The sequence below is a fragment of the Pseudomonas sp. B21-041 genome, assembly GCF_024748675.1.
Taxonomy (GTDB): Bacteria; Pseudomonadota; Gammaproteobacteria; order Pseudomonadales; family Pseudomonadaceae; genus Aquipseudomonas; species Aquipseudomonas neuropathica.
Map to the genome: position 1 here is coordinate 5939836 of NZ_CP087175.1, position 14054 is coordinate 5953889.

At 59.3% G+C, this 14054-nt stretch carries 13 protein-coding genes and 1 riboswitch; of the genes, 8 read left to right on the forward strand and 5 right to left on the reverse strand.

Features of this window, described 5'->3' with window-relative positions:
- The first annotated feature begins 18 nt into the window (after positions 1-18).
- The 3 genes from metK (at position 19) to LOY43_RS26505 (ending at position 3639) form a co-directional block, all read left to right on the forward strand.
- On the forward strand, positions 19-1209 hold the full coding sequence (metK, locus tag LOY43_RS26495; protein ID WP_095049497.1) for a methionine adenosyltransferase: 1191 nt from the start codon (positions 19-21) through the stop codon (positions 1207-1209).
- Positions 1210-1469: 260 nt separating this feature from the next.
- Positions 1470-3146, forward strand: coding sequence for an NAD-dependent DNA ligase LigB (ligB, locus tag LOY43_RS26500; protein WP_095049496.1), 1677 nt, complete (start codon positions 1470-1472; stop codon positions 3144-3146).
- A gap of 97 nt (positions 3147-3243) precedes the next feature.
- Entirely contained in the window at positions 3244-3639 is a 396-nt protein-coding gene (locus LOY43_RS26505; protein WP_095049495.1) for a DUF1090 domain-containing protein, read from the forward strand.
- Between the two features lie 78 nt (positions 3640-3717).
- Here the strand turns inward: LOY43_RS26505 and LOY43_RS26510 are convergent, their stop codons facing one another.
- Complete coding sequence (locus LOY43_RS26510) at positions 3718-4167, reverse strand: cytochrome c (RefSeq protein ID WP_095049494.1); 450 nt, start codon at positions 4165-4167, stop codon at positions 3718-3720.
- A gap of 128 nt (positions 4168-4295) precedes the next feature.
- On the opposite strand from LOY43_RS26510, the gene LOY43_RS26515 reads away from it, so the two are divergent.
- The gene (locus LOY43_RS26515) at positions 4296-5474 is read left to right on the forward strand and encodes a murein transglycosylase A (protein ID WP_095049493.1); all 1179 of its coding nucleotides are present in this window, start codon (positions 4296-4298) and stop codon (positions 5472-5474) included.
- A 120-nt stretch (positions 5475-5594) separates the two neighbouring features.
- Here LOY43_RS26515 and LOY43_RS26520 read toward each other — a convergent pair whose 3' ends face one another.
- Positions 5595-5978, reverse strand: a complete 384-nt coding sequence (locus LOY43_RS26520) for an MAPEG family protein (RefSeq protein WP_008081053.1) — start codon at positions 5976-5978, stop codon at positions 5595-5597.
- A 38-nt stretch (positions 5979-6016) separates the two neighbouring features.
- Entirely contained in the window at positions 6017-6850 is an 834-nt protein-coding gene (locus LOY43_RS26525; protein WP_258708928.1) for an EamA family transporter, read from the reverse strand.
- Positions 6851-7062: 212 nt separating this feature from the next.
- Between LOY43_RS26525 and LOY43_RS26530 the strand changes: the two genes are divergently transcribed.
- Positions 7063-8232, forward strand: a complete 1170-nt coding sequence (locus LOY43_RS26530; protein WP_095049491.1) for an MFS transporter — start codon at positions 7063-7065, stop codon at positions 8230-8232.
- A 266-nt stretch (positions 8233-8498) separates the two neighbouring features.
- Entirely contained in the window at positions 8499-9764 is a 1266-nt protein-coding gene (locus LOY43_RS26535; protein WP_093429858.1) for a sodium:proton antiporter, read from the forward strand.
- Here the strand turns inward: LOY43_RS26535 and LOY43_RS26540 are convergent, their stop codons facing one another.
- Together LOY43_RS26540 and LOY43_RS26545 are read right to left on the reverse strand one after the other, a co-directional pair.
- A complete protein-coding gene (locus LOY43_RS26540; RefSeq protein WP_095049489.1) occupies positions 9765-10652 on the reverse strand; it encodes a formate/nitrite transporter family protein in 888 nt (295 codons plus the stop codon). It abuts the gene before it with no gap.
- Positions 10653-10826: 174 nt separating this feature from the next.
- Positions 10827-11234: an acyl-CoA thioesterase gene (locus LOY43_RS26545; RefSeq protein ID WP_016984776.1), complete on the reverse strand. Its 408-nt coding sequence runs from the start codon at positions 11232-11234 to the stop codon at positions 10827-10829.
- A 198-nt stretch (positions 11235-11432) separates the two neighbouring features.
- Positions 11433-11531: riboswitch (S-adenosyl-L-homocysteine riboswitch) on the forward strand.
- Positions 11532-11554: 23 nt separating this feature from the next.
- On the opposite strand from LOY43_RS26545, the gene ahcY reads away from it, so the two are divergent.
- Positions 11555-12964 (forward strand): adenosylhomocysteinase, encoded by a 1410-nt coding sequence (gene ahcY / locus LOY43_RS26550; RefSeq protein WP_008083099.1) that lies wholly within the window; start codon positions 11555-11557, stop codon positions 12962-12964.
- Between the two features lie 156 nt (positions 12965-13120).
- Complete coding sequence (gene metF, locus LOY43_RS26555; protein ID WP_095049506.1) at positions 13121-13966, forward strand: methylenetetrahydrofolate reductase [NAD(P)H]; 846 nt, start codon at positions 13121-13123, stop codon at positions 13964-13966.
- The last annotated feature ends 88 nt before the right edge of the window (positions 13967-14054 follow it).

Consider the following 14054-nt stretch of genomic DNA (forward strand, 5'->3'; position numbering starts at 1 on the left):
ATTCAGGAAAACATCGAGATGAGCGAATACTCCCTCTTCACCTCCGAGTCCGTGTCCGAAGGACATCCGGACAAAATCGCCGACCAGATTTCCGATGCGGTGCTGGACGCCATTATTGCCCAGGACAAACACGCACGCGTTGCCGTGGAAACCCTGGTCAAGACCGGCGTGGCCATCGTTGCCGGTGAAGTGACCACCAGCGCCTGGGTCGACCTGGAGCAGATCGTCCGTGACGTCATCTGCGACATCGGTTACACCAGTTCCGAAGTCGGCTTCGACGGCGCGACTTGCGGCGTGATGAACATCATTGGCAAGCAGTCCCCAGACATCAACCAGGGTGTTGACCGTGCCAAGCCTGAAGATCAGGGCGCCGGCGACCAGGGCCTGATGTTCGGCTACGCCAGCAACGAAACCGAAGTGCTGATGCCAGCGCCGATCACCTTCTCGCACCAGTTGGTGCAGCGCCAGGCCGAAGCCCGTAAATCGGGTCTGCTGCCTTGGCTGCGCCCGGACGCCAAGTCGCAAGTGACTTGCCGTTACGAAGGCGGCAAGGTTGTCGGTATCGACGCCGTTGTTCTGTCGACCCAGCACAACCCTGAAGTGTCGTACAAAGACCTGCGCGAAGGCGTGATGGAGCTGATCGTCAAGCACGTGCTGCCTGCCGAACTGCTGAGCAAAGACACCCAGTTCCACATCAACCCGACCGGCCAGTTCATCATTGGCGGCCCGGTAGGTGACTGCGGTCTGACCGGTCGCAAGATCATCGTCGACAGCTACGGCGGCATGGCCCGTCACGGCGGCGGCGCATTCTCCGGTAAAGATCCATCGAAGGTTGACCGTTCGGCGGCCTACGCTGGCCGTTACGTGGCCAAGAACATCGTCGCGGCCGGCCTGGCCGAGCGTTGCGAGATTCAGGTTTCCTACGCGATCGGCGTGGCTCAGCCTACCTCGATCTCGCTGAACACCTTCGGCACCGGCAAGATCAGCGATGACAAGATCATCAAACTGGTGCGTGAAGTGTTCGACCTGCGTCCATACGCAATCACCACCATGCTCGATCTGCTGCACCCGATGTACCAGGAAACTGCAGCGTACGGCCACTTCGGTCGCGCGCCAGAGACCAAGACCGTTGGCGAAGACACCTTCACCACGTTCACCTGGGAAAAAACCGACCGCGCCGACGCCCTGCGTTCTGCTGCTGGTCTGTAAGACTCCCTGGCGGTACAAAAAAGCCCCGCACGGTTCGCCCCGTGCGGGGCTTTTTCATGCCTGAAACCGGGAGTTCAACTCAGAACGCTCAGGTCGATGCATATCCAACAAACCACTCGGTCAGTCCCCTCTCCCCCCGGGAGAGGGTTAGGGTGAGGGGCTGTTTTCACGGCCCAGAAACAAGCCGTAAAACACCCTTCCGGCGGAGTAAATATCTTCGCCTAACCTTCAAGCATTCCCCTTGAGCAAGGACGCTCACGATGCTTGCCACGCTGCGCCTGTTATTTATTTTCCTGCTGATGCCCGCAACATTCAGCGCGCAAGCCACCTGCCCAAACTGGCCCGCTGCACACGCCCAACGCGAAATCACCGCCCTGCAAAACCAGATCAATCAATGGGACGACGCCTACCACCGCGAAGGCCGCTCACTGATTGCCGACGAACTCTACGACCAATCCCTTGCGCAACTGAACGATTGGCGAGCGTGTTTCAAAGTGCCCTCGCCACCCGATCCTTTGCACACAGTTTCAGGCTCAAACGCGCACCCCATCGCCCATACCGGCCTGGATAAAATCCACAAAGATGAGGCCGTGGAGGCCTGGCTACATGATCGCAAGGATGTCTGGATACAACCCAAGATCGACGGCGTCGCAGTAACGCTGATTTATCGCGCGGGCGTTTTGCAACAGGTCATCAGTCGCGGTGACGGGGTTCGCGGGCAAGACTGGACGCCATCAGCACAGAAGATCGGCGCCATTCCTCAACACCTGACACAACCGCTGGATATGCTGGTGCAGGGCGAACTCTATTGGCGCTTGAACGAGCACGTGCAAGCTCGATCCGGCAGCGTTAACGCTCGCTCCACCGTCGCGGGACTGATGGGACGCAAAACCCTGGATGCCGCGCAAGCCGCCGGTATCGGACTGTTCGTCTGGGACTGGCCACAAGGCCCAGCGCAATTGCCCGAGCGAATCGCCACGTTGGCGACGCTGGGTTTCGCCACGATTGAACCGTACAGTCATCCTGTCGCCGACTTTGCTGCAGCACAGAAATGGCGCGATCACTGGTATCGCTCACCCCTGCCCTTTGCCACTGACGGCGTGGTACTGCGCCAGAGCCAACGACCACGCGCCGAACGCTGGCAGGCTCGCGCTCCGTATTGGGCAGTTGCGTGGAAGTATCCTTTTGCTCAAGCGCTGGCCGAAGTGCGCAAGGTCAACTTCAAGATCGGGCGCACCGGGCGCATCACGCCAGTACTCGAACTCAAACCCGTCATGCTCGATGACCGGGAAATCAAACGGGTCAGCGCCAGTTCCTTCAAACGCTGGCAAGACCTGGATATCCGCCCCGGCGACCAAGTGGCAATCAGCCTCGCCGGCCTGACCATTCCACGGCTCGACAGCGTGGTGCTGCGCGCCGCCGAACGCCCAGACCTCAACATCCCCAACGCCGACGACTTCCACGCATTGAGTTGCTGGCAACCCTCGCCCGGCTGCGAAAGCCAGTTTCTCGCTCGCCTGACCTGGCTCAGTGGCAAACAAGGGCTGGCGCTGCAACATGTCGGTCGTGGCACTTGGGAGAAACTTCTCGAAACACGCCGCGTGAACAACCTGCTGGATTGGTTGACCCTCGACGCACCGGAGCTTGCTAACATTGCCGGCTTTGGCGAGCGCAGCAGCGAACGCCTGATGAACAGCTTTCACAGCGCCCGCCAGCGACCGTTCACTCAATGGCTCAAAGCCTTGGGCTTGCCGCCAACCGGTCAGGCACAACTGCCTGATTCATGGCAGGCGCTGGCACAACGAGACACCGAACAATGGCAGGCAGAACCCGGTATCGGCCCCGGTCGCGCAGCGCAATTGAGCGCCTTCTTCCGCGACCCGCAGGTGTTAGCCTTGAGCGATACCTTGCGGACCGCCGGCATCGACGGTTTCTGAGCACGCAATCCCGGTACCCCGGGAACCCAACCACCACCGAGGCGCTCCAACAGCGCAGTGCCGCCCCGACCCGATTGCCTTTGCACATGGAGCTTTTATGAAATTTCTCGCACCGCTCGCCATGCTGACCCTTTGTGGCGTGATGGCCACCCCTGTCATGGCCGACGAAGACGCCCCGGGCCTGACCGGTTGCGCGGCCAAGAAGCAAGGCATCATGAACCAGATCGAACAGGCCAAGTCGCGCGGCAACGCTGATCAGCAGGCAGGCCTGGAAACTGCCCTGCGTGAGGTGACCGAACACTGCACCGACGCGGGCCTGAAGAAAGAACGCGAAAACAAGGTGCTCGACGCCAAGCACGAAGTGAGCAAGCGCCAGGCTGATCTCGACAAGGCGATGAAGAAAGGCGATCCAGAGAAGATCAACAAGCGCAAAGACAAACTCGCCGAATCGCGCAAAGAACTTCAGGACGCGCTGGACGAAATCGATAAGTAAAAATCAATAGATCGCAGCCTGCGGCAGCTCCTATATTGATCAGGGTAGGAGCTGCCGCAGGCTGCGATCTTTTAAATATCAATGATCGCGAAACTGTTTATGACAAGCGCTGCAGGCATCTTCGACTTTCTGCACCGCAGGCCCGAGGTTGCTGGCCTTGTACGGTTGAATCTGACTGGCAATCACCAATTCACCGGTGGCAGCTTCGAGAGTGCGGGCCATTTCCTGAAACTTCGCCTGCTTCTGCCAGACATCGTCCTTGGCGCTGGTGTGATCTTCTTCGCGAACCTGCGGGAAATGCTTCCACGGCTCATGGGACAACGCATTGAGTTTGACCGCGCCTTCGGCGAACTTCGGCCCGTCGAACGGGATGCGTCCACGCAACATACCGCCGAGGTCTTCACCAGTCTTGAGCATCTGTTTGAAAATGGCCTTGCGCTGGCCCAGTGGAGAATTCGGATCGACACCGCCACAGGCGGACAAGGTCAGACAGGCCAGCAATACAACAGAAATGCTTTTAAGAGTCATGGTGGCTTCAGGTCACGGAATTCGGCGGCCAGTATCCTCGCGTCACCGCCAAACACCAATAGCCCTATTAAAAATACGGGTTGTTCGAGCGCATGGAGCACTCGGTCAACCGGCACAGGAATTACTCCATGAACAGCCCTTTCAAGGCCTGGCGTCACCCGCTGATCGCATCCCTGCCTCTAATGGCGATTCTCGCTGGCTGCACCGGCGGTGATAGCGCCAAACCAAAAACCCACGCACTGGCCACTTATTCCAGCGCCACCTGGGAAGCACTGCCGGCAGTATCCGATAGCGATCTGGTCGCCGGTTTCGGTTCGTGGCGTAGCGCCTGCACCCGACTCAAAGCTGATGCCGTATGGGGCTCCACCTGCGCCGCTGCGGCCAACGTACCGCAAAGTGCTGGCGAGATTCGCGCTTTCCTTAAGCAAAACCTCGACGTTTACGGCCTGCGCGCTGAAAACGACAACCCCAACGGTTTGATCACCGGTTACTACGAACCGGTCTACCCCGGCAGCCTGACGCCCACCGACACGGCCAATGTGCCGGTGTACGGCGTGCCCGAAGACATGATCATTGTCTCGCTGGACAGCATTTACCCGGAGCTGAAAGGCAAACGCTTGCGCGGCCGCCTCGAAGGTCGCGTGCTCAAGCCTTACGACGATGCCGCCACTATTGAATCCAAAGGTGTAAAAGCCCCGGTGGTTGCCTACCTGACCGACCCGATGAATCTGCAATTCCTGCAGATCCAGGGTTCCGGGCGAATTCAGACCGATGACGGCAAACAGTTGCGCATCGCGTACGCCGATCAGAACGGCCATCCGTATCGCCCAATCGGGCGCTGGCTGGTCGAGCAAGGCGAGCTGAAGAAAGAAGACGTGACCATGAGCGCGATCAGCAACTGGGCCAAGGCCAATCCTTCGCGCATTCCGGAACTGCTGGGCAGCAACCCGAGCTACGTGTTCTTCACGCGCAACCCGGACAGCAATGAAGGCCCGCGCGGTTCGCTGAACGTGCCGTTGACTGCCGGTTATAGCGCGGCAGTGGATCGCAAGGTGATTCCGTTGGGCAGCCTGCTGTGGCTGTCGACGACAAAACCGGATGGCACGGCACTGGTTCGCCCGGTGGCGGCACAAGATACCGGAGGTGCGATTGCTGGCGAAGTGCGGGCGGATCTGTTCTGGGGCACCGGTGATGCGGCCGGACAACTGGCCGGGGACATGAAACAGCAGGGGCAGATCTGGATGCTTTGGCCCAAAGGCGCAGCGCTGCCGCAAGTGCCGCAGGTGGCTGATACAGAGAAGAAGTAACCCTTGGAATCTGCTGAGGTAATCAGATAGCTATCGCGAGCAGGCTCACTCCTACAGGGGAACGCATTCCTAATTTAGGAGTGAGTCTGCTCGCGATGAGGCCATCAGCAACACCGATAATCAAACAGACACAAAGAAGAACGAAGCAATCAACCCCATCCCCACAAACCACACCAGCGAGCGCAAGATCGCCCAGTCCGCCAGGTAGCAAATGATGTAAAGCAGGCGACTGGTGATAAACAGCACCGCCAGCACATTGACCGTTACCAGTTCCGCCGTCCCAACCAGGTGCGCAACAATCACTGCCGCCGCAAATGCCGGCGTCACTTCAAAGCTGTTCATCTGCGCGGCATGCGCACGCCTCGCCACGCCGTTGAGACTTTCGAGAAAGTCGCGCGGATCGTGGTTATCACTCAGCCGGTAGCCGCCCACGGCTTTCGCCACGCCGGTGCAGATATACGGCAGAAAAATCGCAATCAACACACACCACAGAGCCACCGTCATAACGCCGTCCTTTTTCGAGTTATAGAGTTCGCGAGCAGTCAGAACTTCATTACCAGCATGCCGATCAGTACCAGCCCACAGGCTAAGAGCCGCGGCCGGCCAAAAGGTTCTTTGAGGTAGCGCATACCGAACAGCACCACCAGAATTACGCTGATCTCGCGCAATGCCGCCGCTTCCGCAATCGAACCCAACTGCATCGCCCACAGCACCAGAGCGTAGCTGGCCAATACGCAGAAGCCCACCGCCAACCCCAGCTTCCATTGCTCACGCCAGAACAACATGAACGCCGGACGCTTGGCGACCCATGCCAACAGCGGAAACGGCCAGGCGCTGAGCAGCGTGACCCAGACCAGATAATCCAAAGGATGGGACCAGCGCCGCAACGCCTGGCCATCGATGTAGGTGTAGCAACCGATACACAGGCCGATCAGCGCCACCACCGGCAACATCGACCATGGCAAATGCTTGCCACCGCCACCCTGCCACAGCAGGCAAACCATGCCCAACGGAATCAGCATGATGCCGAATATCTGCTGGGTGGTGAGCACCTCTCCGGCGAAGATCAGGGTCAACGCCAACACCACCAATGGCGACAAGCCGCGCATCAGTGGATAGACCAACCCGAGATCGCCGACCCGATACGCCTGAATCAGCAGGTAGCGATACAGCAATTCAAACGCTGCCGACGCCAGAATCCATGGCCAGATTTCCATGGGCGGCAGGCTCACGAATGGTAACGCGATGGCGACGACCAGCAGCGCCACGCTGTCCATGCACGCCACCACCAGCAACCGTTCGGCGCTGAACTTGATTAACGTATTCCACGTCGCATGCAACAGCGCCGCCATCAATACCAAAGCTGTCGCCAGCACATTCCACTCCTTGTTGTTGTTAGCGAGCCAATTAGTCAGATTATTGATTCGCGATGTGTCAGCAGCTGTTTATACTGCAAGCGACCACGCCGCACTCAGTTGCGCACAGAAAAATACCAACAATTCCTGCCTGCCCTGCTCTCATTCGAAAGCGGTCGTCGGCCTGCGTATGCCTGATCAAAGCGTCAAGACTACCGACAGAGACCTTGCGCATGCCACTCGCCTTGCTTGCACTCGCTGTTGCCGCGTTCGGCATCGGCACCACCGAATTCGTCATCATGGGCCTGCTGCCCGACGTCGCCCGGGACCTCTCCGTGAGCATTCCCCATGCGGGCCTGCTGATTACCGGCTACGCCCTGGGCGTGGTGTTCGGCGCCCCGATCCTGGCGATCGGCACCGCGAACATGCCGCGCAAAGCGACGCTGTTGGGAATGACGCTGATGTTCATCCTTGGCAACGTGCTCTGCGCACTCGCGCCGAACTACGCGACGCTGATGGCCGCTCGCGTGGTCACCGCGCTGTGCCACGGCGCGTTCTTCGGCATTGGCTCGGTGGTTGCCGCCGGGCTGGTCGCACCGAACAAACGCGCGCAGGCGATTGCAATGATGTTCACCGGCCTGACCTTGGCCAACGTTCTCGGCGTGCCGCTGGGCACGGCGCTCGGACAGTATGCCGGCTGGCGCTCGACGTTCTGGGCGGTGTCGGTGATTGGTGTGATTGCGGCGCTCGCGCAATGGTTGTGGCTGCCAAAACACATCCCCATGGACAAGGCCAACCTCGCCAGCGAATTCAAGGTACTGGGTAAGGTCAACGTGTTGCTGGCTCTAGGCATGAGTGTGCTCGCGTCGACCAGTCTGTTCAGTGTGTTCACTTACATCGCGCCGATCCTGCAGGACATCACCGGCGTCAGCCCGCATGGCGTGACGGTGATGTTGCTGTTGTTCGGCGTCGGCTTGACCGGTGGCAGCATGCTCGGCGGGCGCCTGGCGGATAGCCGTTTGTTGCCGTCGCTGGTTGGTGTGGCCTTGGCGGTGGTGGTGATTCTGGCGGCGTTCAGTCAGACCAGTCGCTCGGTGGTACCAGCGGCAATCACGCTGGTGCTGTGGGGGATTTTCGCTTTTGCGCTATGCCCGATTCTGCAACTGCTGATCATCGATCAGGCGCATGAAGCACCGAACCTGGGCTCGACGTTGAACCAGAGTGCATTCAACCTTGGCAACGCAGCGGGTGCGTGGATCGGCGGGCTGGTGGTGGCCAGTGGCGCGGATCTGGCGGACTTGCCGTGGACGGGGGCGCTGGTCGGTGTATTGACGGTGCTGACGGCGCTGTTTTTCATCTATCTGCAACGTCGCGAAGCGGCTGCGGTCAATGTGTCCGGCTAGCCCTCACCCTAACCCTCTCCCAGAGGGAGAGGGGACTGCCGGGGGATGCTTCAGAAGTACGCCGACCTGAACGCGCATTGCCGAATCCATAATCGACTCGGTTATTCAGGTCGATGCATGCCGCAAGACAATAAGGTCGGCTCCCTCTCCCTCCGGGAGAGGGCTGGGGTGAGGGAAGCTTGTGCCCTCTGTCGCTCTCAGCCCATCAAACCCCTGCGCCCAAGCATCGGGCGCGCTCCACTCACCCCTCATCCAAAGGACCCCGGATGCTTGAACTTGTCGCCGCTTTCATCTGCCTCACCACCCTCCTCACCTTCGTCAATTTCCGCTTCATCGGCCTGCCGCCGACCATCGGCGTGATGGTCACCGCGCTACTGTTCTCGCTGATCCTGCAAGGCCTGAGCGTGCTCGGTTACCCCGGTCTCGAAGAACGCGTGCAGCAACTGATTGGCCAGATCGACTTCGGCGATCTGCTGATGAACTGGATGCTCTCGTTCCTGCTGTTCGCCGGCGCCCTGCACGTCAACCTCAATGATTTGCGCAGCTACCGCTGGCCCATCGGCCTGCTGGCGACCTTCGGCGTGTTGATTGCCACCACGGTGATCGGCAGTCTCGCCTATTACATTTTCGCCCTGTTCGGCTGGCACGTGAGTTTCCTGTATTGCCTGTTGTTCGGCGCGCTGATTTCGCCGACCGACCCGATTGCGGTGCTCGGCGTGCTGCGTACCGCCAATGCCTCGAAACCGCTGAAAACCACCATCGTCGGCGAGTCGCTGTTCAACGACGGCACGGCCGTGGTGGTGTTCACCGTGTTGCTGGGCATCGCCCAACTCGGCGAAACCCCGACCATCAGCGCCACCGCGATGTTGTTCGTTCACGAAGCAATTGGCGGCGTGCTGTTTGGCGGCCTGATCGGTTATCTGGTTTATCGAATGATCAAAAGCGTCGAGCAGCATCAAATCACCGTGATGCTGACGCTGGCGCTGGTCATTGGTGGTTCGGCGATGTCTACCGAGATTCACGTTTCAGCGCCGATTGCGATGGTGGTCGCCGGTCTGATCATCGGCAATGTCGGGCGCAATCTGGCGATGAATGACATGACCCGTCGTTATCTGGACGGTTTCTGGGAATTGCTCGATGACATGCTCAACGCGCTGCTGTTCGCGTTGATCGGCATGGAGCTGTTGCTGCTGCCATTCAACTGGTTGCACATGGCCGCGGCAGGTTTGTTGGCGGTGGCGATTCTGCTGTCGCGCCTGCTCACTGTGGCCCCGGCGATTCTGCTGCTGCGCCGTTGGCGGACGGTGCCGGCCGGCACCATCCGGATTCTGACCTGGGGCGGTTTGCGCGGCGGTGTTTCGGTGGCACTGGCCCTGGCCCTGCCGCTGGGTCCGGAGCGCGATCTGCTGCTGAGCATCACCTATATCGTGGTGCTGTCGTCGATCCTGTTGCAGGGCCTGACCATCGGCAAACTGGTCAAGTACGCAACTCGCAACGAGCCCGTGACCATCAGCGAAGCCGCTCACCACTGATCATTTTTTGATCTCCTGCGGATCAGGTTTCCCGGCCTGATCCGCCGTTTCCTTCGGCGCGCCGCTCTCGCTGCGGATCTGCGCATGGCTGATCAGCGCAAAGATAAAGCTGCCGCCAATGATATTCCCCGCCAGCGTGGGGCCTGCGAATACCGCCCAGAAATCACTCCACGGCAATTCGCCGGCGAACACCAGATACGAGACCTCCGCCGAACCCACCACGATGTGAGTGAAGTCGCCGAGCGCCATCAGGTAGGTGATAAGGATGATGATCCACATCTTCGCGCTCTCCATGGACGGGATCATCCAGACCATGGTGGCGATCATCCAGCCGGAAACGATGCCCTTGGCGAACATCTGGCTGGCGTGGTTTTCCATGACCTTGCGACCGATTTCGAGGAAAGCTTGATCGGTTTTGGTGTCGAAGATCGGCAATTCGAGCATCACGTACGCGACCAGAATCGTCCCGCACAGATTACCGACCAAAACCACTGTCCACAGGCGGATCAACCGGCCGAAATTTTGCAGGGTCGGCTTGGTCATGACCGGCAATACGGCGGTCAAGGTGTTTTCGGTGAACAGTTGCTGGCGGGCGAGGATCACTGCGAGAAAACCCGCGCAGTAGCCGAAACTGGCGATCACCTTGAATTCGTCACCGTCGGGCAGGCGCGAGTTGAGCAGGCCCATGCCCATCAGTGACAGGCCCATGGTCAACCCGGCCGCCAGCGCCGACCACCAGAGTGCGGCGATACTGCGCTCCAGTTCCTGATCGCCTTGGCTGCGGATGATTTCGTGCAGGACAGCCGCGCGGGGCGGCTGGTTTTTCTCGACTTCGTGCTGTTCTTTGGCCGAGAGGTCGGGGGTCTTGCCGTCGGTGGGAGTGGTCATGGCGTGGGAACCGTGGGGGTGGTGTTTACCTACGACCCCGGCGGTTCATGGCTGTTCAGTGGGCAGATGATTCTTCGCTGACTGAACAACCGCTTTCGCGAGCAGGCTCGCTCCCACAGGTACAGCGTGATCCTTGTGGGAGCGAGCCTGCTCGCGAAGAAAGCGCCGCCGATGTCACTTGGTAACTAACTCATCTTCCTGGAACTGATCTTTCACATATTTGATTTCAGTGCGCCCGTGCGGTGCGGGCAAGCCGTCTTCGCCCAGATTCACGAAAACCATCTTCTCAACCGTCAGAATACTCTTGCGGGTGATTTTGTTGCGCACTTCGCAGGTCAGGGTGATCGAGGTGCGGCCGAACTCGGTGGCAGTGATGCCCAGTTCGATGATGTCGCCCTGGCGCGAGGCGCTGACGAAGTTGATTTCGGAAATGTACTTGGTCACCACGCGCTGATTGCCCAACTGGACGATCGCGTAAATCGCCGCTTCTTCGTCGATCCAGCGCAACAGGCTGCCACCGAACAGGGTGCCGTTGGGGTTGAGGTCTTCGGGTTTTACCCATTTGCGGGTGTGGAAATTCATCTTCACTCCTGAGTGTCTTACCGAACGATGGACGGTATCTTGGCAGACTGAGCGGTCAGGCTCCATGCAGCTACGACTATGGTCGCCATTAACGATCTTCATCTGGCCGACAGAAACCCTTTGGAAGATCAGTCTAGACAGCTATAATCGCCCCCGTTTCAAAACGGTAACGTTCACTTGCTACCGTTTTCCCGCCACCTGTCCGAGGGGCGCTGCAGCAGGTTCAACCTGTCAGGCTCGGATGGGGCGTTGACTGGCTCAGGCCGGACACTAAACGCACAACGGCGCCCATTCGCATACATTACGAATGGAGGCTCTTCATGAGCGCTGTTATCACGCCTGCAGATTTTAACGATTACAAAGTTGCCGACATGTCCCTGGCTGCCTGGGGCCGTCGCGAAACCATCATCGCCGAATCGGAAATGCCGGCCCTGATGGGTCTGCGTCGCAAGTACTCCGGCGAACAGCCGTTGAAAGGCGCCAAGATCCTCGGCTGCATCCACATGACCATTCAGACTGCCGTGCTGATCGAAACCCTGGTTGCCCTGGGTGCCGAAGTACGCTGGTCGTCGTGCAACATTTTCTCGACTCAGGATCAGGCTGCTGCCGCTATCGCTGCTGCCGGTATCCCGGTTTTCGCCTGGAAAGGCGAAACTGAAGAAGAGTACGAGTGGTGCCTGGAGCAGACCATCCTGAAGGATGGCCAGCCATGGGACGCCAACATGATCCTCGACGACGGCGGCGACCTGACTCAGCTGCTGCACGACAAGTACCCACAAGTACTGGATCGTGTTCACGGCGTGACCGAAGAAACCACCACCGGCGTACACCGTCTGCTGGACATGCTGGCCAAGGGCGAGCTGAAAATCCCGGCCATCAACGTCAACGACTCGGTGACCAAGTCCAAGAACGACAACAAGTACGGCTGCCGTCACAGCCTGAACGACGCGATCAAGCGTGGTACCGACCACCTGCTGTCCGGCAAGCAAGCGCTGGTCATCGGTTACGGTGACGTGGGCAAGGGTTCGGCTCAGTCGCTGCGTCAGGAAGGCATGATCGTTAAAGTCTCCGAAGTTGACCCGATCTGCGCCATGCAAGCATGCATGGACGGTTTCGAACTGGTTTCGCCGTTCATCGACGGTATCAACGACGGTTCCGAAGCGAGCATCGACAAAGCGCTGCTGGGCAAGATCGACCTGATCGTGACCACCACCGGTAACGTCAATGTTTGCGACGCGAACATGCTCAAAGCCCTGAAGAAGCGCGCTGTTGTCTGCAACATCGGTCACTTCGACAACGAAATCGACACCGCTTTCATGCGCAAGAACTGGGCATGGGAAGAAGTGAAGCCGCAGGTACACAAGATCCACCGTACCGGCGCTGGTGCTTTCGACGCGCAGAACGACGACTACCTGATCCTGCTGGCCGAAGGCCGTCTGGTCAACCTGGGTAACGCCACTGGCCACCCAAGCCGCATCATGGACGGTTCGTTCGCCAACCAGGTGCTGGCGCAGATCTTCCTGTTCGGCCAGAAGTACGCCGACCTGTCGCCAGCCCAGAAAGCCGAGCGTCTGACCGTTGAAGTACTGCCGAAGAAACTTGACGAAGAAGTGGCCCTGGAAATGGTTCGCGGCTTCGGCGGCGTGGTCACGCAACTGACCAAGCAACAGGCTGACTACATCGGCGTGACCGTCGAAGGCCCGTTCAAGCCGCACGCTTACCGCTACTAACAGGCGCTTGCTCGCTCTCCCTGTGGGAGCGAGCCTGCTCGCGAAGGCGTCTCAACGTTCAACATCCGTGTTGTCCGACCCAGCGCTTTCGCGAGCAGGCTCGCTCCCACACGGGATTGCAGCGCCTCGAAGGTTCTTGTTTCCAAGGGTATGACCATGTCCCAAGACCGTCGCTACAGCTTCGAGTTCTTCCCGACCAAGACCGATGCTGGGCATGAAAAGCTGCTCAACGTTGCCCGTCAGTTGGCAACGTACAATCCCGATTTCTTCTCCTGCACCTATGGCGCTGGTGGTTCGACACGTGATCGCACCCTCAACACCGTTCTGCAACTGGAAAGCGAAGTCAAAGTACCGGCCGCACCGCACCTGTCGTGCGTCGGCGACAGCAAGGACGACCTGCGCGGCCTGCTGAACGAGTACAAGGCTGCCGGCATCAAGCGTATCGTCGCCCTGCGTGGCGACCTGCCATCCGGCATGGGCATGACCAGCGGTGAGCTGCGTCACGCCAATGAACTGGTTGAATTCATTCGTGAAGAAACCGGTGATCATTTCCACATCGAAGTTGCCGCTTACCCGGAGATGCATCCGCAAGCGCGCAACTACGAAGACGATCTGGCCAATTTCATCCGCAAGGCCCGTGCCGGCGCCGACAGCGCCATCACCCAGTACTTCTTCAACGCCGACAGCTACTTCTACTTCGTCGACCGTTTGCAGGCGCAGGGTGTGGATCTGCCGATCGTTCCGGGGATCATGCCGATCACCAACTACAGCAAACTCGCGCGCTTCTCTGATGCCTGCGGTGCGGAAATCCCGCGCTGGATCCGCAAGCAACTGGAAGCCTACGGCGATGACACGCAAAGCATTCAGCGCTTTGGTGAGCAAGTTGTCAGCGAGATGTGCGAACGCCTGCTGCAAGGTGGCGCGCCGGGTCTGCACTTCTATTCCATGAACCAGGCTGAGCCTAGTCTGGCGATCTGGAATAACCTGAAGTTGCCGCGTTAAGCATCATAGAAAGATCAAAAGATCGCAGCCTTCGGCAGCTCCTACAGGGGGTGTCGCAGTTGCGATCTTTTGCTTTTAAAGGCCCGAA

What these genes read in the sequence shown, in the direction of transcription:
- LOY43_RS26540 (WP_095049489.1), bottom strand. Translation starts at nt 10,652, where the DNA reads ATGACCACTCCCACCGACGGCAAGACCCCCGACCTCTCGGCCAAAGAA.
- LOY43_RS26510 (WP_095049494.1), bottom strand. Translation starts at nt 4,167, where the DNA reads ATGACTCTTAAAAGCATTTCTGTTGTATTGCTGGCCTGTCTGACCTTG.
- LOY43_RS26530 (WP_095049491.1), top strand. Translation starts at nt 7,063, where the DNA reads ATGCCACTCGCCTTGCTTGCACTCGCTGTTGCCGCGTTCGGCATCGGC.
- metF (WP_095049506.1), top strand. Translation starts at nt 13,121, where the DNA reads ATGTCCCAAGACCGTCGCTACAGCTTCGAGTTCTTCCCGACCAAGACC.
- LOY43_RS26505 (WP_095049495.1), top strand. Translation starts at nt 3,244, where the DNA reads ATGAAATTTCTCGCACCGCTCGCCATGCTGACCCTTTGTGGCGTGATG.
- metK (WP_095049497.1), top strand. Translation starts at nt 19, where the DNA reads ATGAGCGAATACTCCCTCTTCACCTCCGAGTCCGTGTCCGAAGGACAT.
- ligB (WP_095049496.1), top strand. Translation starts at nt 1,470, where the DNA reads ATGCTTGCCACGCTGCGCCTGTTATTTATTTTCCTGCTGATGCCCGCA.
- LOY43_RS26545 (WP_016984776.1), bottom strand. Translation starts at nt 11,234, where the DNA reads ATGAATTTCCACACCCGCAAATGGGTAAAACCCGAAGACCTCAACCCC.
- ahcY (WP_008083099.1), top strand. Translation starts at nt 11,555, where the DNA reads ATGAGCGCTGTTATCACGCCTGCAGATTTTAACGATTACAAAGTTGCC.
- LOY43_RS26515 (WP_095049493.1), top strand. Translation starts at nt 4,296, where the DNA reads ATGAACAGCCCTTTCAAGGCCTGGCGTCACCCGCTGATCGCATCCCTG.
- LOY43_RS26535 (WP_093429858.1), top strand. Translation starts at nt 8,499, where the DNA reads ATGCTTGAACTTGTCGCCGCTTTCATCTGCCTCACCACCCTCCTCACC.
- LOY43_RS26520 (WP_008081053.1), bottom strand. Translation starts at nt 5,978, where the DNA reads ATGACGGTGGCTCTGTGGTGTGTGTTGATTGCGATTTTTCTGCCGTAT.